Source organism: Erwinia aphidicola (assembly GCF_024169515.1).
Lineage (GTDB): Bacteria > Pseudomonadota > Gammaproteobacteria > Enterobacterales > Enterobacteriaceae > Erwinia > Erwinia aphidicola.
In genome coordinates this window covers 803,413-826,508 of sequence record NZ_JAMKCQ010000001.1, presented here as the reverse complement: position 1 = coordinate 826,508, position 23,096 = coordinate 803,413, and the positions used below count along the sequence as shown (strand labels likewise).

Annotated in this window: 21 protein-coding genes and 1 pseudogene; 16 read left to right on the top strand and 6 right to left on the bottom strand. The window is 58.6% G+C overall.

Going from position 1 to position 23,096, the window contains the following annotated elements:
- The first annotated feature begins 15 nt into the window (after positions 1-15).
- On the top strand, positions 16-1,359 hold the full coding sequence (gene creD, locus J2Y91_RS03705; protein WP_133622832.1) for a cell envelope integrity protein CreD: 1,344 nt from the start codon (positions 16-18) through the stop codon (positions 1,357-1,359).
- A 63-nt stretch (positions 1,360-1,422) separates the two neighbouring features.
- On the opposite strand, the gene fldB is transcribed toward creD, so the two are convergent.
- Positions 1,423-1,941, bottom strand: coding sequence for a flavodoxin FldB (fldB, locus tag J2Y91_RS03700; protein WP_048917211.1), 519 nt, complete (start codon positions 1,939-1,941; stop codon positions 1,423-1,425).
- Between the two features lie 180 nt (positions 1,942-2,121).
- Here fldB and xerD point away from each other — a divergent pair, with 180 nt between their 5' ends.
- Genes xerD through recJ form a run of 3 tightly spaced genes read left to right on the top strand, consistent with a single transcriptional unit; the run spans position 2,122 to position 5,468 of the window.
- Positions 2,122-3,015, top strand: a complete 894-nt coding sequence (xerD, locus tag J2Y91_RS03695) for a site-specific tyrosine recombinase XerD (protein WP_048917210.1) — start codon at positions 2,122-2,124, stop codon at positions 3,013-3,015.
- 24 nt (positions 3,016-3,039) lie between these two features.
- Complete coding sequence (gene dsbC / locus J2Y91_RS03690) at positions 3,040-3,744, top strand: bifunctional protein-disulfide isomerase/oxidoreductase DsbC (RefSeq protein ID WP_048917209.1); 705 nt, start codon at positions 3,040-3,042, stop codon at positions 3,742-3,744.
- A 5-nt stretch (positions 3,745-3,749) separates the two neighbouring features.
- Positions 3,750-5,468, top strand: coding sequence for a single-stranded-DNA-specific exonuclease RecJ (gene recJ, locus J2Y91_RS03685; protein WP_133622833.1), 1,719 nt, complete (start codon positions 3,750-3,752; stop codon positions 5,466-5,468).
- A 49-nt stretch (positions 5,469-5,517) separates the two neighbouring features.
- Here recJ and J2Y91_RS03680 read toward each other — a convergent pair whose 3' ends face one another.
- Complete coding sequence (locus J2Y91_RS03680; RefSeq protein ID WP_133622834.1) at positions 5,518-6,141, bottom strand: LysE family translocator; 624 nt, start codon at positions 6,139-6,141, stop codon at positions 5,518-5,520.
- Positions 6,142-6,302: 161 nt separating this feature from the next.
- Between J2Y91_RS03680 and prfB the strand changes: the two genes are divergently transcribed.
- From prfB to J2Y91_RS03660, 4 genes and pseudogenes are all read left to right on the top strand, one after another.
- A protein-coding gene (prfB, locus tag J2Y91_RS03675) for a peptide chain release factor 2 (RefSeq protein ID WP_099753485.1) occupies positions 6,303-7,401 on the top strand; the annotation gives its coding sequence in 2 pieces (ribosomal slippage) (positions 6,303-6,377 and positions 6,379-7,401; 1,098 coding nt in all).
- A gap of 9 nt (positions 7,402-7,410) precedes the next feature.
- Positions 7,411-8,931, top strand: a complete 1,521-nt coding sequence (gene lysS, locus J2Y91_RS03670; protein ID WP_133622835.1) for a lysine--tRNA ligase — start codon at positions 7,411-7,413, stop codon at positions 8,929-8,931.
- 109 nt (positions 8,932-9,040) lie between these two features.
- Positions 9,041-9,544, top strand: coding sequence for a cupin domain-containing protein (locus J2Y91_RS03665; RefSeq protein WP_133622836.1), 504 nt, complete (start codon positions 9,041-9,043; stop codon positions 9,542-9,544).
- A pseudogene (locus J2Y91_RS03660) lies at positions 9,541-9,732 on the top strand (aspartate/glutamate racemase); the annotation flags it as partial. The gene J2Y91_RS03665 and the pseudogene J2Y91_RS03660, both read left to right, overlap by 4 nt.
- A 22-nt stretch (positions 9,733-9,754) precedes the next feature.
- Here J2Y91_RS03660 and J2Y91_RS03655 read toward each other — a convergent pair.
- On the bottom strand, positions 9,755-10,378 hold the full coding sequence (locus J2Y91_RS03655) for a S1 family serine peptidase (protein WP_133622837.1): 624 nt from the start codon (positions 10,376-10,378) through the stop codon (positions 9,755-9,757).
- A gap of 498 nt (positions 10,379-10,876) precedes the next feature.
- On the opposite strand from J2Y91_RS03655, the gene J2Y91_RS03650 reads away from it, so the two are divergent.
- Positions 10,877-12,040 (top strand): MFS transporter, encoded by a 1,164-nt coding sequence (locus tag J2Y91_RS03650; protein ID WP_133622838.1) that lies wholly within the window; start codon positions 10,877-10,879, stop codon positions 12,038-12,040.
- Here J2Y91_RS03650 and J2Y91_RS03645 read toward each other — a convergent pair.
- Positions 12,037-12,957, bottom strand: a complete 921-nt coding sequence (locus tag J2Y91_RS03645) for a LysR family transcriptional regulator (protein WP_133622839.1) — start codon at positions 12,955-12,957, stop codon at positions 12,037-12,039. The two genes, J2Y91_RS03650 and J2Y91_RS03645, sit on opposite strands and share 4 nt — an antisense overlap.
- Positions 12,958-13,077: 120 nt before the next feature.
- Between J2Y91_RS03645 and lysA the strand changes: the two genes are divergently transcribed.
- A complete protein-coding gene (lysA, locus tag J2Y91_RS03640) occupies positions 13,078-14,331 on the top strand; it encodes a diaminopimelate decarboxylase (RefSeq protein WP_133622840.1) in 1,254 nt (417 codons plus the stop codon).
- A gap of 147 nt (positions 14,332-14,478) precedes the next feature.
- Here lysA and J2Y91_RS03635 read toward each other — a convergent pair whose 3' ends face one another.
- Positions 14,479-14,790 (bottom strand): PTS lactose/cellobiose transporter subunit IIA, encoded by a 312-nt coding sequence (locus J2Y91_RS03635; RefSeq protein ID WP_133622841.1) that lies wholly within the window; start codon positions 14,788-14,790, stop codon positions 14,479-14,481.
- A gap of 181 nt (positions 14,791-14,971) precedes the next feature.
- Here J2Y91_RS03635 and J2Y91_RS03630 point away from each other — a divergent pair, with 181 nt between their 5' ends.
- From J2Y91_RS03630 to J2Y91_RS03610, 5 genes are read left to right on the top strand one after another with little or no spacing between them, the layout of a single operon-like run.
- Positions 14,972-16,306 carry a PTS sugar transporter subunit IIC gene (locus J2Y91_RS03630; RefSeq protein ID WP_048917194.1) on the top strand — a complete coding sequence of 445 codons (1,335 nt, stop codon included), beginning with the start codon at positions 14,972-14,974 and terminating at the stop codon, positions 16,304-16,306.
- A 9-nt stretch (positions 16,307-16,315) separates the two neighbouring features.
- Positions 16,316-17,743 (top strand): glycoside hydrolase family 1 protein, encoded by a 1,428-nt coding sequence (locus J2Y91_RS03625; protein WP_133622842.1) that lies wholly within the window; start codon positions 16,316-16,318, stop codon positions 17,741-17,743.
- Positions 17,744-17,753: 10 nt separating this feature from the next.
- Complete coding sequence (locus tag J2Y91_RS03620; RefSeq protein ID WP_048917192.1) at positions 17,754-18,071, top strand: PTS sugar transporter subunit IIB; 318 nt, start codon at positions 17,754-17,756, stop codon at positions 18,069-18,071.
- 38 nt (positions 18,072-18,109) lie between these two features.
- A complete protein-coding gene (locus J2Y91_RS03615; protein ID WP_133622843.1) occupies positions 18,110-18,883 on the top strand; it encodes an FCD domain-containing protein in 774 nt (257 codons plus the stop codon).
- Positions 18,884-18,885: 2 nt separating this feature from the next.
- The gene (locus tag J2Y91_RS03610; protein ID WP_133625014.1) at positions 18,886-19,341 is read left to right on the top strand and encodes a GNAT family N-acetyltransferase; all 456 of its coding nucleotides are present in this window, start codon (positions 18,886-18,888) and stop codon (positions 19,339-19,341) included.
- A gap of 253 nt (positions 19,342-19,594) precedes the next feature.
- Here J2Y91_RS03610 and galR read toward each other — a convergent pair whose 3' ends face one another.
- A complete protein-coding gene (gene galR / locus J2Y91_RS03605) occupies positions 19,595-20,596 on the bottom strand; it encodes an HTH-type transcriptional regulator GalR (RefSeq protein WP_133622844.1) in 1,002 nt (333 codons plus the stop codon).
- A 183-nt stretch (positions 20,597-20,779) separates the two neighbouring features.
- Between galR and J2Y91_RS03600 the strand changes: the two genes are divergently transcribed.
- On the top strand, positions 20,780-23,053 hold the full coding sequence (locus J2Y91_RS03600) for a molybdopterin guanine dinucleotide-containing S/N-oxide reductase (RefSeq protein WP_133622845.1): 2,274 nt from the start codon (positions 20,780-20,782) through the stop codon (positions 23,051-23,053).
- Positions 23,054-23,096: the final 43 nt, after the last annotated feature.

The window sequence follows — 23,096 nt, the reverse complement described above, 5'->3', positions numbered from 1 at the left end:
ACTCAGGAGGAACCCATGATCAAATCCCCGCTATTCTGGAAAGTATTAACCCTTATTGGCTGCCTGCTGCTGCTGCTGGTACCGCTGCAAATGCTCAGCTCACTGATCGCCGAGCGTACCGCCTGGCGCGATGATGTGGCGCTCAAGCTCAGTCAGAGTACCAGCGGTCCGCAGCGCCTTTTTGGTCCACTGATTGCCGTACCCTGGAGCGAAATCACCCGCGAAATGCAGGACGGAAAAGAGGTGACCAAACAGGTCAGCCACCTGCGTTATTACCTGCCAGAGAGCCTGAAAGTGGCTGGGGAGCAGCGTGTGGAGCCGCGCAGCGTGGGCATTTATCAGGGGCAGGTATGGCGCACAGACCTTGCGCTGAGCGCCACCTTTGATGGCGGGCAGTTACGCGACCTGAACAGACCCGGCATTACGCTCGGTGAGCCTAAGCTGGTGATGGCATTGGGGGATTCGCGCGGCATCAGCGGCGTGTCAGCACTGCATATCGGCGAGCAGAGCTTCGATTTCCAGCCGGGAAGTGAACTGCCGGGCAGCAGCGAAGGGCTGCATGTCACCCTGCCTGACCGTGTGCTGCAGGAGCAGAGTCTGGCGCTGAATTTTACCCTCAAGCTTCAGGGGACTCAGCAGCTGGAGGTGGTGCCGCTGGGGAAAAACAGTACTTTCGATTTACAAAGCAACTGGCCGCACCCGGGCTTTACCGGCAGCTTCCTGCCCGAAAAGCACACCATTACAGCGCAGGGCTACAGTGCCCGCTGGCAGAGCAGCTGGTTTGCCAACAACCTGAACTCGCTGGTGCGTGACGACCGCACCGTCAGCAGCGATAAACTGCCTGCTTTCAGCGCGATGGTGGTCAATCCGGTTGATCAGTATCAGCAAACTGAGCGGGCGGTCAAATATGCCGTACTGCTGATTGGCCTGACTTTTATGGCGTTCTTTCTGTTCGAAACCCTCACCGCGCTGCGCGTTCACCCGATGCAGTATCTGCTGGTTGGATTGTCGCTGGTGATGTTCTTCCTGGTGCTGCTGGCGCTGTCTGAGCATATCGGTTTCAACCTGGCGTGGCTCAGTGCCAGCCTGACCTGCGCGGCGATCAACGGCTTCTACCTGCAGGCGGTGCTGAAAGGATGGCGCCGAAGCCTGATGTTTGTCACCGGGCTGCTGGTGCTGGATGCGGTGCTGTGGCAGCTGCTGCAGTCAGAGGATAGTGCGCTGCTACTGGGAACCGGGGTATTGATGGCGGCACTGGCAGCAATTATGGCTCTGACGCGCCATATCGACTGGTATCGCCTGTCCGCAACGCAGGTCATTAACGGGCTGAGCGAAAAAGAGGGCCAGCCGCGACAGTAATTCGTGCAGAGTGCCGTTACCGGATGCAGGGGGCGACCTTTCTACCCGTCGCCCCTTTTCTGATTACAGCAGCTCCGCCATCTCGGTCAGGATCTGCTCACACCACTGCGCAATGCGCTCATCGGTCTGCTCAAACTGGGTGATATCATCCAGCGCCAGCCCGACAAATTTCTGACCATCCGCGGTGAGCGGTTTGGTACTGGTAAATTCGTAGCCTGCCAGCGGCCAGTAGCCGACAAACTTGACGCCGGACGGGGCCAGTACTTCATGCAGCATGCCCAGCGCATCGAGGAACCATTCGCTGTACTCCCCCTGATCGCCCATGCCGTACAGCGCCACCACTTTGCCCTGCAGATTCAGCGTTGGCAGATCGGTCCAGATCGCTTCCCAGTCCTCCTGCAGCTCGCCAAAATCCCAGGTGGGAATGCCGAGGATCAGCAGATCGTACTGCTCCATCAGCGCCGGGGAGTCATCTTTCAGGTTGTGCAGCGTGACGAGATCTTCGCCGATAAAGTCGCGGATTTTCTCAGCGGCCATTTCGGTATAACAGGTGCTGGAGCCGTAAAACAGACCAATATTCATGGTAGTGGAACTCATTTTTACTAAAGTCTGGTGGCGATTATATCAGAAACGGCCATGAATAAGGCATAATGGACGCGGTTCACTCAGCATGAGTATGACGTATCATGCTGATATTTAGCTATAAAACTACTTCTGGCAGCGCACTGACAGCCACGCCGTGTCAATAAAAGAGAGGATAAGGTGCAGGATAACGATCTGATTGAGCAATTTCTTGATGCCCTGTGGATCGAGCGCAATCTGGCGCAGAATACCGTTGCCTCTTATCGTCTCGACCTGCGTTCGCTGTGCGGCTGGCTGGAGCATCAACAGCTGTCATTACTGAGCGTGGATGCCGTCAGCCTGCAGGGGTTTCTCGCCGAGCGGCTGGAAGGCGGTTACAAAGCCTCCAGCTCTGCCCGTCTGTTGAGTGCCATGCGCCGCCTGTTCCAGTACCTCTACCGCGAGAAGCTGCGCGAGGACGACCCCAGCGCGCTGCTCTCCTCGCCCAAACTGCCGCAGCGCCTGCCTAAGGATCTGTCGGAAGCACAGGTCGAACGCCTGCTGCAGTCACCCTGCCTTGATCAGCCGATTGAGCTGCGCGATAAAGCGATGCTGGAACTGCTGTACGCCACCGGGCTGCGCGTCACCGAACTGGTGGGTTTAACGCTCAGCGATGTCAGCCTGCGCCAGGGCGTGGTGCGGGTGATCGGTAAAGGCAACAAGGAGCGGCTGGTACCGATGGGCGAGGAAGCGGTGCACTGGATCGAGCAGTTTATCGAGTACGGGCGCCCGTGGCTGCTTAACGGCCAGACGCTGGACGTGCTGTTTCCCAGTAACCGCGCGCAACAAATGACCCGACAAACCTTCTGGCATCGCATCAAACATTACGCCACACTGGCGGGTATCGACAGCGAAAAACTGTCACCGCACGTGCTGAGGCATGCGTTTGCCACGCATCTTCTTAACCACGGCGCTGATTTACGCGTGGTGCAGATGCTGTTAGGCCACAGCGATTTATCCACTACCCAGATTTATACGCACGTGGCGACCGAGCGCCTGCGCCAGCTGCATCAGCAGCATCACCCGCGTGCCTGATTTCAGAGTACATAAGGACATCAAATGAAGAAGCATTACCTGTTACTTTCTCTCCTCATCGCTTCGGTCAGCGGGCTGGCCCACGCCGATGATGCCGCCATTAAACAGTCGCTGACCAAACTGGGCTTACAGCAGACCGAGATCCAGCCTTCGCCGCTGCCGGGCATTAAAACCGTGCTGAGTGAGAGCGGTGTGCTGTACGTCACCGAAGACGGCAAACACTTCCTGCAGGGGCCGCTGTACGACGTCAGCGGCGGCCAGCCGGTCAACGTGACCAATCAGCTGCTGCAGAAAAAAGTCGATGCGTTAAGCAGCGAGATGATCGTGTACAAAGCCGCAAAAGAGCAGCATGTGATCACGGTATTTACCGATATCACCTGTGGCTACTGCCGCAAGCTGCACGAGCAGATGGCTGACTACAACGCGCTGGGCATTACCGTGCGCTACCTGGCCTTCCCGCGTGAAGGGATGAATGGTCAGGTAGCCAAAGAGATGAAGTCCGTCTGGTGCAGCGCCGACCCGCGCAAAGCATTCAGCGCCGCGATGAAGGGCGACACGGTCGCACCGGCCGATTGTAAAATCGATATTGGTCAGCAGTACAAACTGGGCGTGCTGTTCGGCATTCAGGGCACCCCTGCCATGCTGCTGGAAAATGGCACCATGATCCCCGGCTATCAGGGGCCGCAGGATCTGAAGAAATTCCTCGACAGCCAGAAAAACGGCGGCTGATTTTCGTGAACAGTAAAACTGAACTCCGTCGCCGCGAGGCGACGGATGCTGCTGCACTTCCTGCTGAACTGCACCCGCTGTTACGTCGTCTCTACGCTCAACGCGGTGTCACCGCGGCTGCCGAGCTGGAGCGCGGTGCGAAAAACCTGCATCCCTTCCAGTCGCTGAGCGGTATTCAGCGGGCGGTTGAGATCCTGCAGCGCGCGCTGGCGGATAACCTGTGCATCATGATCGTCGGCGATTTCGACGCCGACGGTGCCACCAGCACCGCATTGACGGTGCTGGCACTGCGCAGCATGGGCGGCAGCAACATTAAATATCTGGTGCCGAACCGGTTTGATGATGGCTATGGCCTCAGTCCCGAAGTGGTTGAGCAGGCCGCGGCACGCGGCGCGCAGCTGATTGTCACGGTCGATAACGGCATCTCCTCCCACGCGGGTGTGGCGCTGGCGCACGAGAAAGGGATCCCGGTGGTCGTGACCGATCACCACCTGCCGGGCGACTCGCTGCCTGAAGCCGACGCAATTGTTAACCCCAACCTGAGCGACTGCCAGTTCCCTTCACGGGCGCTGGCGGGCGTGGGCGTGGCGTTCTACCTGATGCTGGCCCTGCGATCGCAGCTGCGCGACAGCGGCGTGACCACTCTGCCAAACCTGGCGGAACTGCTGGATCTGGTGGCGCTGGGCACGGTCGCCGACGTGGTACCGCTGGATGCTAATAACCGCATCCTGGTGTGGCAGGGGCTGAGCCGTATTCGCGCCGGGAAATGCCGCCCGGGTATCCGCGCGCTGCTGGAGATCGCCAATCGCGATGCCCGTCAGCTGGCCGCCAGCGACTTAGGCTTCGCGCTCGGGCCGCGGTTAAATGCTGCGGGCCGTCTCGACGATATGTCGGTTGGCGTGGCGCTGCTGCTGAGTGACGATCTCGGTCAGGCACGTATGCTGGCCAGCGAGCTGGATGCGTTAAACCAGACGCGTAAAGAGATCGAGCAGGGGATGCAGTCGGAAGCGCTGGCGCTGTGCGATCGTCTCGAAAGCAGCGATGACGCGCTGCCGCTCGGTATCGCCATGTATCATCCCGAGTGGCATCAGGGCGTGGTCGGCATTCTGGCCTCGCGCCTGAAGGAGCGCTTCCACCGCCCGGTGATCGCCTTTGCTCCGGCGGGGGACGGTACGCTGAAAGGCTCAGGCCGCTCTATTGCCGGGCTGCATATGCGTGACGCACTGGAGCGGCTTGATACGCTAAACCCCGGGCTGATCATTAAGTTTGGCGGCCACGCGATGGCGGCGGGTTTGTCGCTGGAGGCGTCTAAGTTCGACGAGTTCCGCCAGCGCTTTGCTGAGCTGGTCGGCGAGTGGCTGGATGCCGAGTCCCTTCAGGGCGTGGTCTGGTCCGACGGTGAGCTGATGGCACAGGAGCTGACGTTACCCACGGCGGAGCTGCTGCGCGAAGCCGGTCCGTGGGGGCAGGCCTTCCCGGAGCCGACCTTCGACGGCAAGTTCAAGCTGTTACAGCAGCGGCTGGTGGGCGAGCGTCATCTGAAAGTGATGATTGAGCCGCTTGGCGGCGGCCCGCTGCTGGACGGTATTGCCTTTAATGTCGATACCACCCTGTGGCCGGACCCGAGCGTCAGGCAGGTTGAGCTGGCGTACAAGCTCGACGTCAATGAGTTTCGCGGTAACCGTACCGTGCAGCTGATTATCGACCATCTCTGGGCGCTGTAAGCAACAGCCTGTAGGGGCCGACCCTCTTTTTTGCGGTCGGCCCTTTGCACTATCCCGGGCGGCGGCTCAGCGCCAGCTTCGCGGCAAACAGCAGAAACACCCCGCCGGTGGTGCGGTCCAGCCATTTCACTACCTTCTCACGCTTCAGCACCCCGGAAAGACGGCGCGTGCTGAAAATCAGTAACGATGACCACAGTGTGCCGAGCAGCACGTGGATCATCACCAGGCCAAAAGTCCACAGCACCGGTGAATGTCCGCTCGGGATAAACTGCGGCAGGAAAGAGACGTAAAAAATACCCACTTTCGGGTTCAGCAAATTGCCGAAAAAGCCGCGCAAAAACCAGTTTTGCGTGCCTTTTGCCAGCCTGGCCTCGCCCATCTGGCTGCGTGGCTTCAGCAGCATCTGTGCGCCCAGCCAGGCGAGATAGGCGGCACCGCACCACTTCAGCAGGTTGTACGCCAGCTCGGACACCGCAATCAGCGCACCCAGGCCGAAAGCGACCGCCGCTGCCCACGCCAGACAGCCGGCATTGATCCCCAGCTGTGCCTGAATGGCCTTTCTGCTGCCCTCCACGGTGGAGGTGCGCAAAATCAGCGCGGTATCCAGCCCCGGCGTCAGGGTGAGCAGGGTGGCGGCGAAAGTAAATGCCAGCAGGGCATCAGTAACGGACATCTTCAGGTCTCCATTGTGGTCAAAAGAGCGGGTCAGGCATGCCCGACCCCTACCGCACAAAACGCACAAGGTGCGTTCTGTGCTACAAACCGGGCGCTATTTCAGTTAAACTGCGTGGTTACATTCTCGTCCATTTCGATCACCTAAAAAGATCTCAAAACATGTTTGAAATTAATCCGGTAAAGAACCGTATTCAGGATCTCACAGAGCGCAGCGCCGTTCTTAGGGGGTATCTTTGACTATGATGCCAAGAAAGAACGCCTGCAGGAAGTAAACGCTGAACTTGAGCAGCCTGATGTCTGGAATGAACCTGACCGCGCCCAGGCGCTGGGTAAAGAGCGCTCTGCATTAGAAGCCGTCGTTGAAACGCTGGATCTGATGGAGCAGGGGCTGGAAGATGTCACTGGCCTGCTTGAGCTGGCCGTAGAAGCCGAAGACGAAGAGACCTTCAATGAAGCAGTGGCTGAACTCGATATTCTGGAAAAGAAACTCGGTGAATTAGAGTTCCGCCGCATGTTCTCCGGCGAGTACGACAGCGCTGACTGCTACATGGATATTCAGGCCGGTTCCGGCGGCACCGAAGCACAGGACTGGGCCAGCATGCTGCTGCGGATGTATCTGCGCTGGGCGGAAGCCAAAGGCTATAAAACCGAAATTATTGAAGAGTCCGACGGTGAAGTGGCCGGAACCAAATCCGCCACCATTAAAATCATCGGCGACTACGCGTTCGGCTGGTTGCGTACTGAAACCGGCGTGCATCGCCTGGTACGTAAAAGCCCGTTCGACTCCGGCGGCCGCCGCCACACTTCGTTCAGTTCGGTGTTTGTCTATCCGGAAGTGGACGACAATATCGATATCGATATCAACCCGGCCGACCTGCGTATTGACGTTTATCGCGCTTCCGGTGCCGGTGGTCAGCACGTCAACAAAACCGAGTCGGCGGTGCGTATTACCCACTTACCGACCAACATTGTGGTGCAGTGCCAGAACGACCGTTCTCAGCATAAGAACAAAGATCAGGCCTTCAAACAGCTGCGTGCCAAGCTGTATGAATATGAAATGCAGAAGAAAAATGCGGACAAACAGGCGGCGGAAGACAACAAGTCTGACATCGGCTGGGGCAGCCAGATCCGCTCTTACGTGCTGGATGACTCCCGCATCAAGGATCTGCGTACCAACGTAGAAACGCGCAATACTCAGGCGGTTCTGGACGGCGATCTGGATCGTTTTATCGAAGCAAGTTTGAAAGCAGGGTTATAAGGAACTCACATGTCTGAACAACAACCGCAGGCCGCTGATGCCGCACTTGAGCTTAATAACGAACTGAAATCACGTCGCGAAAAGCTGGCCGCACTGCGTGAAACTGGCGTGGCGTTCCCGAACGACTTCCGCCGTGACAGCACCTCTGACGTTCTGGCCGCTAAATACGCCGATAAAGAGAATGAAGAGCTGGAGCTGATCGGCGAAGAGTTCAGCGTTGCCGGTCGTATGATGACCCGCCGTATTATGGGTAAAGCCTCTTTCGTCACCTTGCAGGACGTGGGCGGGATTATCCAGCTCTATGTTTCCCGCGACGATCTGCCAGAAGGCAAATACAACGAGCAGTTCAAGAAATGGGACCTTGGGGATATTCTCGGCGCGCGCGGCAAGTTGTTTAAGACCAAAACCGGCGAGCTGACCCTGCACTGTAGCGAACTGCGCCTGCTGACTAAAGCCCTGCGTCCGCTGCCGGACAAGTTCCACGGCCTGGCCGATCAGGAGACCCGCTACCGCCAGCGTTACCTGGATCTGATCTCAAACGACGACTCGCGTAAGACCTTCAAAATCCGCTCACAGATCATGGCCGGTATCCGTAACTTCATGGTTGGCCGTGAGTTTATGGAAGTGGAAACCCCGATGATGCAGGTGATCCCTGGCGGTGCTTCTGCACGTCCGTTTATTACCCATCACAACGCGCTGGACATCGATATGTACCTGCGTATTGCGCCAGAGCTATACCTGAAGCGCCTGGTGGTCGGTGGCTTCGATCGCGTGTTCGAAATTAACCGCAACTTCCGTAACGAAGGTATCTCGCCGCGCCATAACCCTGAGTTCACCATGATGGAACTCTATATGGCGTATGCGGATTACAAAGATCTGATCGAGCTGACTGAAAGCCTGTTCCGCACGCTGGCGCAGGACGTGCTGGGCACCACCGTGGTGCCTTACGGTGACCAGCAGTTTGACTTCGGCAAGCCGTTCGACAAGCTGACGATGAAAGAAGCGATTCTGAAGTATCGCCCGGAAACCAACCTGGCCGATCTCGACGATTTCGATAAGTCCGTGGCTATCGCCCAGTCTATCGGCATCAAAGTTGAGAAGAGCTGGGGTCTGGGCCGCGTGGTCACTGAGATCTTCGAAGAGACCGCAGAAGCGCACCTGATCCAGCCAACCTTCATTACAGAATACCCGGCAGAAGTGTCGCCGCTGGCGCGCCGTAACGATCACAACCCGGAAATCACCGACCGCTTCGAGTTCTTTATCGGCGGCCGCGAGATCGGCAACGGCTTCTCGGAGCTGAACGATGCGGAAGATCAGGCCGATCGTTTCCTGCAGCAGGTTAATGCCAAAGATGCCGGCGATGACGAAGCGATGTTCTACGACGAAGACTACGTTACCGCCCTGGAGCACGGCCTGCCGCCAACCGCCGGCCTCGGCATCGGTATCGACCGTATGGTGATGCTGTTCACCAACAGCCACACCATCCGCGATGTGATCCTGTTCCCGGCACTGCGCCCGACCAACAAGTAAGTCCTGTTTTTCTGATAAACGGTCCGCAATGCGGGCCGTTTTTTTTTGCTTCCATCAGCAAAATAGCCAATAGTGACTGTTCAAAAATATCCCGGCACGGAGAGCAGCCATGACCCGACCTGATTTTATCCGCCACTGGCAGGAGCTGGAGGGGGAGGATAATGAACACTACCCGGACAGCGACGAGCTGATGTCCATTGGCGCCCCGCTCGGGCGCCTGCTTGGCTTGACGCGTCTGGGGATCCACCACGAGCGCCTGCTGCCGGGACGCCGCATGTCCTATCCACATGCCGAAAGTGCCGAAGAGGAGTTCGCTTTCGTGCTGGAGGGCGAGCCGGACGTATGGATTAACGGCGAGCTGCACCGCCTGCAGCCCGGAGATGCAGTGGCGTTTCCGGCTGGCACCGCCATCTGCCACACCTTTATCAATAACAGCGATCGCGAAGCGCGCTTTATCGTAGTCGGTGAAGCCAATAAACCCGAGAACCGCATCTGGTATCCGAAAAATCCGGTCTACCTCGCCACGCGTGAGGATCGGTGGGAGAACCCCCCCGCGCAGGAATTTGGCCCCCATGACGGGCTGCCGGATGCCCTAAAGAAGGACCAACAATGAAGACGCTGGGACTGATTGGCGGCATGAGCTGGGAATCCACCGTGCCCTATTACCGTATGATCAATGAAGGGATCAAGGCGCGTCTCGGCGGCCTGCATTCGGCAAAGATAGTGTTATACAGCGTTGATTTTCATGATATTGAGGCCTGCCAGGCCAGCGGTGAGTGGGATAAAGCCGGGCGGATGCTGTGGCCGATGCCGCCCCCTGCAATTACGATTTCACCGCGTCATTCAGCCACTCTTTAAAGCGGGCGAAGGGGATATACAGCGATACGTTCTTATACAGCGTTTTGCCGCTTTTTATATCGTTGATGCGCTTGCTGTAGCCAACGATCACGCCGCCAATCGAATCATCCGAGGCATTGTACACCGCCCCACCGGACATCCCCTGCACTACGCCCGCATCGGAAGCCACCACCACGCAGCTCACCTTGTTCCAGGAATTTTTCAGCCCGGTATTGATCAGATTGGTGCCGCTGGATGCTACCGGCATTGCCGAGATAAAGCTGTAGCCGTAGAGGTTCACCTTGTCGCCGATCAAGCCGTTACGGAAGTGCGGCGGCTGCAGGTTGCTGTTTTTATGGTACACCACCGCGAGATCGCACTCAGGGTGATACGACTTCACCTTGTACAGCGAATATTTTGCTACGTGCGCGGCGGTCAGGCTGTAATCCGGCGTCAGCGGAATGGTGGTGCCGAGCGTGCCCAGCCCTAATACCGTGGGGATACCGGTCACCGTCATATCGACGCGCTCTTCAGCCTCGCTGCTGTACTGATACTTCCCTACAGAACACCCCGTCAGGCACAGGGCTAGCAGGCAAAGTGCAATGCGCATCGACTCTCCTCAGCGGTAGGTAGGATCCTGACAGTTAGCGCCAAATCCTGATATTTGACTTATCGGCGGTGCCTGGCAGAACTTTAATGTATCGCCGCGGCGGTAAGGTCTGACTCATTGCGCCCGAAATGCAAGCAGCCTGAATATCCAGATTCAAAACTAAGAAAAAGCCCAGTTTAAAATGATTAGAAAAAATGATGTTTCGGTGAGCTACTGGCAAGTATAGCGAAGAAAAAAGACAAAATGAGTGTGGGATCACATTTTATTGATTCTGATTTTAACGCAAATCGCCAATTGTTGCTTCTGCGGCAACAGACCCTTGCCGACGCCGGACTGTAAGCCTTTCATCAGCTGTGTTTTAATTAGTTAATGTGATCTGGATCAAATTTATTCCTCTGATGGTTCATATCGGGGCAGCTGGATTATATTTCTTCACCTGTTCGCTGTTGCTCTCAGCATCCTGAGAGCCGAATTTCTATTATCCTGGGAGTGTTTCATATGCCTGTTTCATTACTGGCGCTGGCGCTGAGTGCCTTTGCCATCGGCACCACCGAATTCGTCATTATGGGGCTGCTGCCGGAGGTGGCGAATGACCTGCGTGTTTCCATCCCCTCGGCGGGCTGGTTGATCAGTGGCTATGCGCTCGGCGTAGCGATTGGCGCACCGATTATGGCGCTGCTGACCGCGAAGCTGCCGCGTAAACGCACGCTGATCCTGCTGATGGCGATCTTTATCGTCGGCAACATTCTCTGTGCGCTGGCCTACACCTACAACCTGCTGATGCTGGCGCGTATTGTCACCGCGCTCTGTCACGGTGCGTTCTTCGGAATTGGTGCCGTGGTTGCTGCCAGCCTGGTGGCGCCGGGCAAGCAGGCATCCGCCGTGGCCCTGATGTTTACCGGCTTAACGCTGGCGAACGTGCTGGGCGTACCGTTGGGAACCTGGTTTGGCCAGATGTTCGGCTGGCGCGCCACCTTCTGGGGCGTGGCGATTATCGGCGTACTGGCGTTTATCGGCCTGATCGTCAGCCTGCCAACCAACCGCGACGAAAAGCCGGTGCATCTGGCTGCCGAAGTGAGCGCGCTGAACAACGGTAAGCTGTGGCTGTCGCTGCTGATGACGGTGTTCTTTGCCGCCGCGATGTTTGCGCTGTTCAGCTACATTGCCCCGCTGCTGCTGCAGGTAACGGGCATCACCGACCGCGGCGTCAGCTGGACGCTGTTCCTGATCGGCGCTGGCCTGACGGTGGGCAATATCCTCGGCGGCAAGCTGGCCGACTGGAAAGTGTCGTTCAGCCTGATCCTCAGCTTCTCGCTGATTGCGGTGTTTTCACTGCTGTTTAGCTGGACCAGCCACTCGCTGTGGTTAGCGGAGATCACCCTGTTCCTGTGGGCGATGGCCACCTTCGCTATGGTTCCGGCGCTGCAAATCAACGTGGTGCGCCACGGGAAAGATGCGCCCAATCTGGTCTCGACGCTAAATATCTCGGCGTTTAACGTCGGCAATGCGCTCGGGGCCTGGGTTGGCGGTGCAGTGATTGGCGGCGGCTACGGCCTGACGGCGGTGCCGGTATCGGCCGCCGTGCTGGCGCTCATCGGCCTGCTGGTCTGTCTGTACACCTTCCGTGGTTCACGCGGTCGTCCGCAGGTGGCGAACGCTTAACTCAGCCGCTGCGCCAGCCGCTCGCTGAACAGGCCGATGTGCTGGTGCAGATGCTGACTGAAGGCGTCGACCAGCGCAGAAGCAGGGCGATGGCGCGGCCTGATCAGACTGACGGTGAACGGCACGGCAATGCTGAAGCGCCGGATCGTCACTCCGCTGTCGGCGTAGTCAAGCGCCGTCAGCGGGTTGACTATCGATACGCCAATCCCCGCTTTCACCATCGAACACACTGATGCCGCGCTGTGCGTCTCCATCACCATGCGCCGCTGCACGCCATGCTCAGCAAAAATCCCATCCACAATCTGCCGATAGCTGTCGGTGCGCGACAGGCTGATATAGTTCTGACCGTTGAAATCCGCCGGAGTTAATACGGCGCGCTGCGCCAGCGGATGATCGGCAGGCAGCACGCAGACTTCATCAGCGGTAAACAGCGCGCTGCGCTCGGTGCCTGCCGGGGTATGGGTGGTTTCGGTCAGGCCCAGATCGTAGCGCTGCGCCGACAGCCACTCCTCCAGCAGCGGCGACTCCTGCGGAATAATATTCAGGCTCAGATCCGGGTAGCGCTGCATAAACGGCTGGCACAGCAGCGGCAGCAGCGACTGCGAAAATACCGGCAGGCAGGCCAGCGACAGCTCGCCCTGACGGAACTGGCGCAGCCCTTCCGCTGCGCTGATGATGCGATCCAGCCCGTACCACGAGCGCTGCACCTCCTCGAAGAGATGGAGCCCCTGCGCTGTGGGTTGCAGACGGCCGCGCACCCGCTCAAACAGCTGCAGGCCGGTCAGCTTCTCAAAGCGCGCCAGCTCGCGGCTGACGGTGGGCTGGGAGGTGTGCAGCAGCGCCGCGGCTTCCGTCAGGTTGCCGGTGGTGATCACCGCGTGAAAAATTTCAATATGACGTAACGAAACCCCGGCCATGATCTGATCCTCTGACTCTCACAACCTATATCATGGATGAATAGGGTTCGTTAAAACAGATATTTTTCTCCCGCCCCCTGCTGTGGCGTAATAGCGGCATAACCTTATGGAGAACTGCTTATGCCACGCCTGCTTACCGACACCACCACCGCCCTGAATCAGGACAACCTGCTGCCGCTGGCGCTGCAATACGGCGGCCCGCTCTGGGCGTACGATGCGGCGATCATCCACGATCGTATCAGCCAGCTACAGCAGTTCGACGTGGTGCGCTTTGCGCAGAAGGCCTGCTCCAATATTCATATCCTGCGCCTGATGCGTGCGGCGGGTGTGAAGGTGGATTCCGTCTCGCTGGGTGAGATTGAGCGTGCGCTGGCGGCGGGCTATGTGGCGGGCGGCGATGAGATTGTGTTTACCGCCGACCTGCTGGATGAGCCAACGCTGGCGCGCGTGGCCGAGCTGAAAGTGCCGGTGAATGCGGGATCGGTGGATATGCTGCACCAGCTGGGCCAGGTCTCTGCCGGGCATCCGGTGTGGCTGCGCGTCAACCCGGGCTTTGGTCACGGTCACAGTCAGAAAACCAACACCGGCGGTGAAAACAGCAAGCACGGTATCTGGCACGAGGATATGGCGCTGGCGCTGGAAGCGATTCAGCGCTACCAGCTGAAGCTGGTCGGCCTCCACATGCATATCGGTTCCGGCGTCGACTACGGCCACCTCGAGCAGGTGTGCGATGCGATGGTTAACCTGGTCGTGAGCTTTGGTCAGGATCTTGAAGCGATCTCTGCCGGGGGCGGCCTGTCGATCCCGTACCGCTTTGGCGAAGAGACCATTGATACTCATCACTATTACGGCCTGTGGGACGCAGCGCGCCAGCGCGTGGCGCAGCACCTCGGCCACCCGGTGAAGCTGGAGATTGAACCGGGGCGTTTCCTGGTGGCGGAGTCCGGCGTATTGCTGAGCCAGGTGCGCGCGGTGAAGAGTATGGGCAGCCGTCACTTTGTGCTGGTGGACGCCGGCTTCAATGACCTGATGCGTCCTTCCATGTACGGCAGCTATCACCACATTTCCGCGATGGCCGGTGATGGCCGCCAGCTGGATGAATCCACGACGCTTGCGAGCGTAGTGGCGGGGCCGCTGTGCGAATCCGGGGATGTCTTCACCCAGCTGGAAGGCGGCAAGGTCGAGACCCGTGCGCTGCCTGCAGTGAAAGTCGGCGACTGGCTGGTGTTCCACGATACCGGTGCCTACGGCGCTTCGATGTCTTCCAACTACAACAGCCGCCCGCTGATCCCGGAGGTGCTGTTCGAAAACGGCGAGCCGCGCCAGATCCGCCGTGCGCAAACCGTCGCCGAACTGCTGGCGCTGGAGCTGTAACCCGGCCTGAGGGCTGACCGAAAAAGAGGGTCAGCCCCTACGCCAGAATGGATCCGTAGGGGGCGACCCTTTTTTCCGGTCGCCCCGTGCCGATGGTTTGCACCCTCCGGGATGAAGACTTTTTTTCCGGTCGGCCCGTTTGAGTTCTCATCCCGCGAACATCTCTCTCCTCAGCAGCACAATCTCCTCGGCCAGATCGCGGCACAGCATCGCATTCATCAAGTGATCCTGCGCGTGCACCAGGATCAGCGTCACCGGCACTTTGCCGCAGCCCTCATCGGCACCGATCAGCTGCGTCTGGATTTTATGCGCGGCGCGTGAAGCCTCAGAGGAGGCCGCCAGCGCCTCATCTGCCGCCTGCCAGTCGCGCTTGCGCGCCTGCTGGATGGCGCTCATGGCGTGGGATCGCGCTTCACCCGCATTAATCAGCAGCTCCATCATCGTCTGTTCAAAATCCATGATTGTCTCCATTGGTATACCAAAATTGGTTGATTCATCTTATTGGAATACCAGTGATCACTTCTGAGAGATTTATCACAGTAAATAATCACCGATTGTTTATTTTTGGTATGCCACTGCCGCGTGAGCTGCAGAAATATTCATGCCGGGATGCCTGACCCCTTACCTCGAGGATTCACCCATGTCTCTACAGGAACGGCTAATCGACTCTCTGGGGAGTTTTGCCACCAAGTTCAACAGCTATCGCTATATCATGGCGATCAAGGCGTCGTTTATTACGCTGATGCCGGTCATTATCGTCGGTGCATTTTCGGTGCTGATTTCCAATATGGTGCTGGACGGCAAAAATGGCCTCGCCAGTTTTCAGGCGCTGTCGTTCCTTGCCGAGCTGAAACCGATCACCTCCAGCATCAACTACGCCACGCTGAGCTTCCTCAATATCGGCGCGGTGTTTCTGATCGGCATTGAGCTGGGAAAAATCAACGGCATTAAAACGCTGTTTCCTGGCCTGCTGGCGATCATCTGCTTTATTGCCGTCACCCCCACCACGCTGAGCATGATGGTCAATGGCCAGATGCAGGTGGTAACCGACGTGCTGGCTAAGCAGTTCTCCGACACCAAAAGCCTGTTCCTCGGCATGTTTATTGCCATCCTCTCGGTGGAGATCTACTGCCGCCTGGAGCATGTCGATCGCCTGAAAATCAAAATGCCGGACACCGTGCCGCCCAACGTTGCCGCCTCCTTCTCGGCGCTGATCCCGGCGATTATCACCGTCTCCGCCATCGCCACCTTTGGCTTTATTTTCCACCGCTTCACCGGCATGTATCTGTATGACGCCGTGTACAAAGTGGTGCAGGAGCCGCTGGAATCGGTGGTGCAGAGCCTGTGGGGCATTCTGCTGCTGATGTTTGTTGCCCAGCTGTTCTGGGTGATTGGCATCCACGGTAACCAGATGGTGAAGCCGATCCGCGAACCGCTGCTGCTGGGGGCGATTCTGGTCAATATGAACGCCTTTGAGCAGGGTAAAGAGGCGCCGAATATCATCACCATGCCGTTCTGGGATGTGTACATGAGCATCGGCGGCTCCGGGCTGACCATCGGCCTGCTGAGCGCGGTGATGCTGGCGACCAAACGCAAAGAGATGCGTGAAATCGCCAAGCTCTCTTTTGGCCCCGGCCTGTTCAATATCAATGAACCGGTGATCTTCGGCATGCCAATCATGCTGAACCCGATCCTCGCTATCCCGTTCATCATCACTCCGCTGATTACCGGTTCCATTGGCTACTTTGCGACGCTGACCGGGTTTGCTGGCAAAGCGGTGGTCATGGTGCCGTGGACCACGCCGCCCATCATTAACGCCTGGCTCTCCACCGCCGGGTCGATGGGGGCAGTGGTAACGCAGATTGTCTGCATCCTGGTGTCGATCCTCATCTATATCCCATTTGTCAAAGTTGCCGCCCGCCGCGCAGAGGCTGCGGAAGCGCAGGCGCTGCAGCCTGAACTGGCGAAAAATTAAGGAGCGAAAATGAGTAAGGTAACTATCACCATTCCGGCGGATTTTATTCTCGGTGCTGCCGCCTCCGCGTGGCAAACCGAAGGCTGGAGCGGCAAGAAAGCCGGCCAGGATTCCTATCTCGATGCCTGGTATCAGCAGGACCGCCACGTCTGGCACGACGGCTACGGCCCGGCGGTCGCCACCGATTTCATCAACCGCTATAAAGAGGACGTGGCGCTGATGAAAGCGGCGGGGCTGACGCACTACCGCACCTCAATCAACTGGTCGCGCTTTCTTACCGACTATGAGAATGCGGTGGTGGATGAAGAGTACGCGGCGTATTACGACAGCCTGATTGACGAGCTGCTGGCAAACGGCATCCAGCCGATGCTCTGCCTGGAGCATTACGAACTGCCCGCCACGCTGCTGGAGCAGTACGGCGGCTGGGCATCGAAACACGTGGTCGAGCTGTTTATGCGCTACGCAGAGCAGGTGTTCGCCCGCTACGCACACAAAGTGACGCGCTGGTTTGCCTTTAATGAGCCGGTGGTGGTGCAGACGCGGGTCTATCTCGATGCGCTGCGCTGGCCGTATCAGCAGAGCACCGACACCTGGATGCAGTGGAACCACCACAAAAATCTCGCCACGGCGAAAGTGGTGCAGCTGTTCCGCGCCAAAGGCTATCAGGGCACCGTCGGCACTATCCTCAACCCGGAAGTGACCTATCCACGCTCGGCTGCCGCGCACGATGTGCAGGCGGCACAGATCTACGATCTGTTCTATAACCGCGTATTCCTCGACCCGGCAATCAAAGGCGAGTACCCGGATGAACTGCTGGCGCTGCTGGAAAAACATGGCGTGAACTGGCAGGTCGACGCGCAGGAGCTGGCCATTATCCGCGCCAACCGCGTCGATGAAGTGGGCATCAACCTCTATTATCCACACCGCGTGAAAGCTCCGTCGCGCGCCTGGCACCCGGAGACCCCGTTCCATCCGGCTTACTATTTTGAGCACTTTGAACTGCCGGGGCGGCGAATGAATAAGTCGCGCGGCTGGGAGATCCAACCGCACATCGTCTGGGATATGGCGCAGCGCATGAAGAGTGAGTATGACAATTTCCCGTGGTTTATTGCCGAAAACGGGATGGGAATTGAGAACGAAGCGCAGTTCAAAAACGCCAGCGGAGAGATTCAGGATAACTACCGCATTGAATTTATCGGCGAGCATCTTTATCAGGCGCTGCTGGCGCGTGAGGCGGGCATCAACTGCCAGGGCTATATGCTTTGGGCCTTCACCGACAACGTGTCGCCGATGAACGCGTTTAAAAATCGCTACGGACTGATCGAGATCGACCTGCAAAACCAGCGCCAGCGCCGGATGAAAAAATCCGCCCGCTGGTATCGCCAGATAAGTGACAGCCGCCAGCTCAGCATTGAGCTGGATGATGAAGCCAAATAAGGAGTTAATCATGCAAAGAATCGTTCTCGCCTGTGCAGCAGGCATGTCCACCTCGATGGTGGTGACGCGGATGGAAAAAGAAGCGGCGGCACGCGGGCTGGCGTATCAGATCTACGCCATCCCGGAACAGAACCTGCGCGACGAGCTGGAAAATAACGTCGGTGAAGTGGCCGTGGTGCTGCTTGGGCCGCAGGTGCGCTTCAAGCTGGAGGAGAACCGCAAGCTGACCGACAGCTATCAAATCCCCATCGCGGTGATTGATTCGGTGGCTTATGGCACCCTTAACGGCGCAAAAGTACTCGATCAGGCGCTGGCTTTGGTAAACTAGCGCCAATCAATACGGATAATGGCTGAAAGGGTGGTTTTGTGGACAAAGGTGCGCCTGCGCAGGAAAAAAAGCAGTATCAGGAAATCGGTCACGATCTGCGCCAGCAAATCATCGATGGTCACTATCCGGTCGGTTCGCGTCTGCCGCCGGAGCGTAATATCGCCGAGACCTGGGGCGTCAGTCGTACCATTGTGCGTGAAGCCCTGCTAATGCTGGAGCTGGAGGGCACGGTAGATATTCGCCAAAGCTCCGGCGTTTACGTGATGCGCATCCCCTCGGAGAGCAGCGACGAAGAAGAGGCATTCTTCCGCAGCGACGTCGGGCCGTTTGAGATGCTGCAGGCGCGCCAGCTGCTGGAGAGCAATATCGCAGCATTTGCGGCGAAGATGGCCACCAAAGCGGATATCGAAAACCTCAAGCGCACGCTGGAGCAGGAGCAGCGCGCCATCGCGCTCGATGACAAAAGTCAGGACAACGACAAAATGTTCCACCTGCTGCTGGCCGGCGCGACGCAGAATCAGATGCTGCTGGATACCGTTAACAGCATCTGGCGTCATCACGAAAGCAGTCCGCTGTGGCAGCAGCTGCGCGGCCATATTGAAACCCGCAGCTACCGCCTGAAGTGGCTCGGCGACCATCAGACCATCCTCGCCGCGCTGCGCCGCCGTGACGTGATGGGGTCGTGGCAGGCAATGTGGCAGCATCTGGAAAATGTGAAGCACAGCCTGCTGGAGCTCTCCGATGCCGATGCCCCAGATTTCGATGGCTATCTGTTTGAATCAGTGCCGATTTTTCAGGGCAAGCTGGTATGAGTTTGCTGCGTATTGTGCCGCTGAGCGCGGTACCGGCAACCCGCGAAGTGGTCACCGACTGGCTATGGCAGGCTTTTGGCAGCGATAACAGCCGCGACTTTTATGCCAGCGTGATCGACAGCAGTCTGAGCGGTGCCGACCTGCCGCTGACGTTTGTGGCGCTGGATGACGACCGCCCGGTGGGTACCGTGGGATTATGGCGCTGCGATTTGATCAGCCGTCAGGATCTTTTCCCGTGGCTGGCGGCGCTGTACGTGGATGAGAGCTATCGCGGGCGCGGTTTAAGTGAACGCCTGCAGCAGACGGTGATCGACTGCTGCCTTCAGCGCGGCGACCGCCATCTGTACCTCTATTCTGCCTGTGCTGATTATTACGAGCGTTTTGGCTGGCACTATATCGGCGATGCGCTGGATTACCCGGCGACGCGCGTGCGTCTGTATCATAAAGCGCTGGGTTAAGCGGTGCGGGTCGGGCATGCCCGACCCCTACGGCGATCCCACGGATAGGGCATCGTCGATGCCGATCCCTACGGCGATCCCACGGATAGGGCATCGTCGATGCCGATCCCTGCGGCGATCCCACGGTTAGGGCGTCGTCGATGCCGACCCCTGCGGCGATCCCACGGATAGTGCGTCGTCGATGCCGACCCCTGCGGCGATCCCACGGATACGGTGTAGGGGCGATGGCATGCCTCGCCCGTTTTTCGCAGGATTACGGCGGCGATGCCACCGAATGGCGGCGCACCAGCGTTGGGCTGAACAGGTTGGTGACCTCCGGCAGCGGCTGGCCGTGGGCTAATGCCAATGCCAGCGCGGCAGCCTGCTGCGCCATGGTGACAATCGGATAGCGCACGGTGGTCAGGCGCGGGCGCACATAGCGCGACACCAGCACATCATCAAAGCCAATCAGCGACATCTCTTCCGGCACGCGCACGCCGTTATCGCTCAGCACCGCCAGCGCCCCGGCGGCCATCGAGTCGTTATAGCAGGCCACTGCGGTAAAGGTTTTCCCCTGGCCGAGCAGTTCGGTCATCGCCTGCTCGCCGCCCACCTCATCCGGCTCGCCAAACGCCACCAGCCGGTCGTTGCACGGCAGGCTGTGCTCTTTCAGCGCGTCGTAGTAGCCCTGCAGGCGGTCGCTGGCATCGGAGATCGGATGGTTAGAGCAGATAAACGCGATATTTTTGTGACCCTGCTGGATCAGGTAGCGCGTCGCCAGCCAGGATCCGTAGCGGTCATCCAGCGCAATGCAGCGCGTTTCAAAGCCGGGCAGCACGCGGTTGAGCAGCACCATCCCCGGGATCTGCTGCATTAACGGCAGCAGATCTTCATCGGGAACTTTCTTGGCGTGAACCACCAGCGCCGCACAGCGGTGGCGGATAAGCTGCTCAATCGCCTGACGCTCTTTCTGCTCGTTATGGTAACCGTTACCAATCAGCAAAAAGTTGCCGGTCTGCCAGGCGACTTCATCAACCGATTTCACCATTGCGCCGAAAAACGGATCGGAAACGTCACCGACCACCAGCCCGATAGTTTCCGTGGATTGCTGCGCCAGCGCCCGCGCATTGGCGTTCGGGTGGTACTGCAGCGACTCCATCGCCTGGGTGACGGCCAGCCTTGATGCTTCACTGGCTTTGGGGGAGTGATTAATCACGCGTGAGACGGTAGCAACCGAAACGCCCGCGAGCCTGGCAACATCCTTAATGGTAGCCATCGGTTAAATGCCTTCCTGGGTAAGCGTTTACATAGCGGATAGTGTTGCGGAAAGCGCCAGCGACTGCAAGCGTGCAGAGTGTCGCAGCCATCGCAAACCGGAGAGATAAACGACATCTGCCGGGGTACGGTGAAAGATGATATTCTGAGTTTCCAGAAAATTTGCCGAATAGCGGATCCTGCCATGACGATAAAAAAACTGCCCCATCTGGCCCACTGGGGTGCCTTCAGTGCCGTGGTTGAAAATGAAAAACTGCTGCGCTGCGAGCCTTTTTTCGCGGACCAGGATCCGTCCCCGATGCTCAACACTATTCCCGAGCTGGTCTATTCGGATAAACGTATCCGCCAGCCAATGGTGCGCCGCTCGTGGCTGAAATCGCGTGAGAAAAGCGACCGCACCCTGCGCGGGCGCGAGGACTTTGTCGCGGTGGATTGGGAAACCGCGCTCGATCTGGTGGCGGATGAGAACCGCCGCGTGCGCGATCGCTACGGTGCCAGCGGCATTTTCAACGGCTCTTACGGCTGGTCCTCTGCCGGGCGCGTCAACCACGCGCGCACGCTGGTGCGCCGCTTCTATAACCTGGGCGGCGGCGGTATCGACCAGCAGGGCAACTACAGCTGGGGGGCGGCGCAGTTCTTCCTGCCGTATGTTATCGGCACCTACATGCCGCTGACCGGGCGCGTCACCGACTGGCCGAGCGTGGTCGATCACTGCGAGATTTTTGTCGCCTTTGGCGGCCTGGCGCTGAAAAACAGCCAGGTGGCGTCCGGCGGAGCAGGGGAGCACAGCCTGAAACCCGCGCTGCTGCAGCTGGCGGCTAAAGGCACGCCGGTGATTAACATCAGCCCGATGCGCGATGACTGCCCGGCGTTTGTTAACGCAGAGTGGATCCCAATCCGCCCGAATACCGACGTAGCGCTGATGCTGGCGCTCGGTTTTGAAATTGAGCGCCTCGGCGCGGTAGATAATGCCTTCCTGCAATCGCACTGCGTGGGCTATCCGCAGCTGCGCGATTATCTGCTTGGCCACAGCGACGGGCAGGCGAAAACGGCGCAGTGGGCCAGCGCGATTACCGGTATCCCGGCGGCGCGTATCAGCCTGCTGGCGCAGCAGCTGTGCGGCAAACGCAGCTTTATTACCTGTTCCTATTCGGTACAGCGCGCCCATCGCGGCGAGCAGCCGTACTGGATGATGATCGCGCTGTCATCGATGCTCGGTCAGCCGGGCCTGCCGGGAGCGGGTTTCTCCTTCGGGCATGGGTCAATGAACAGCGTCGGCAACCCGCGCACCGAGGGGCCATCGCCGCTGATGTCGACCGGGCGCAACCCGATTGAAGATCTGGCGATCCCGGTGGCGCGTATCAGCGACATGCTGCTGAATCCGGGCCAGGAATATCGCTTCCAGGGCAAGACGCATCACTACCCGGATATCCACCTGATCCACTGGGCCGGTGGCAATCCGTTCCACCATCATCAGCAGCTCAACCGGCTGGTAGAGGGCTGGCATCGCCCGGACACGGTGATCGTGCAGGATATTGTCTGGACGCCCGCGGCGCAAATGGCGGACATCGTGCTGCCGGTGACGACCTCCCTTGAGCGTAACGATATCGGCGGCTCCTCGAAGGACCGCTTCGTGCTGGCGATGCATCAGGCGATCAAGCCGCAGCATCAGGCGCGTAATGACTTCGACATTTTTGCCGATATCGCAGAGCGCCTCGGCTACCGCGACACCTTTACCGAGGGGCGTGATGAGATGGCGTGGATCAAGCATCTTTACCAGCGCTGCGCGCTGGCGCATCAGGGCAAAGGCATCGACTTCCCGGAGTTTGAAACCTTCTGGCAGCAGGGCCACGTTGAGATCCCGCCGAGCGAAAAGCCGTGGGTCTTTATGGCCGATTTCCGCCAGGACCCGATTGCCAACCCAATCAAAACCGCCAGCGGCAAGATCGAGCTGTTCTCACAAACCATTGCCGGTTATCAGCTGGAAGATTTCGCACCGCATCCCGAGTGGCTGCCGCCGCAGGAGTGGCTGGGTGCGCCAATTGGCGAGCGCTTCCCGCTGCACATGATCTCCATTCAGCCGCACGACCGTCTGCACAGTCAGATGGATGCGACCCCTTCCGTGCAGGCCAATAAAACCGCCGGGCGTGAAACGCTGTGGATGCATCCTGACGATGCGGCCGCACGCGGCATCAGCGACGGCGACGTGATTGAAGTGAGCAACGACCGTGGCCGTATGCAGGCCGGGGTGCGCCTTACCGACGGCGTCAGCCCGCAGGTGGTACTGATCGCCACCGGCGCCTGGTTCGATCCGGGCTTTGGTAAAGCGTGGAAGCCGTACGATCGCGCCGGAAATCCTAACGTGCTGACGCTGGATATCGGCACCTCATCGCTGACCCAGGGCCCGAACGCGATGAGCTGCCTGGTGGAAATTAAAAAGGCAGAGGTGACGGACTAAAAAGATTGCAGAAACCCCTACATATCACATAGCTGGTTACATT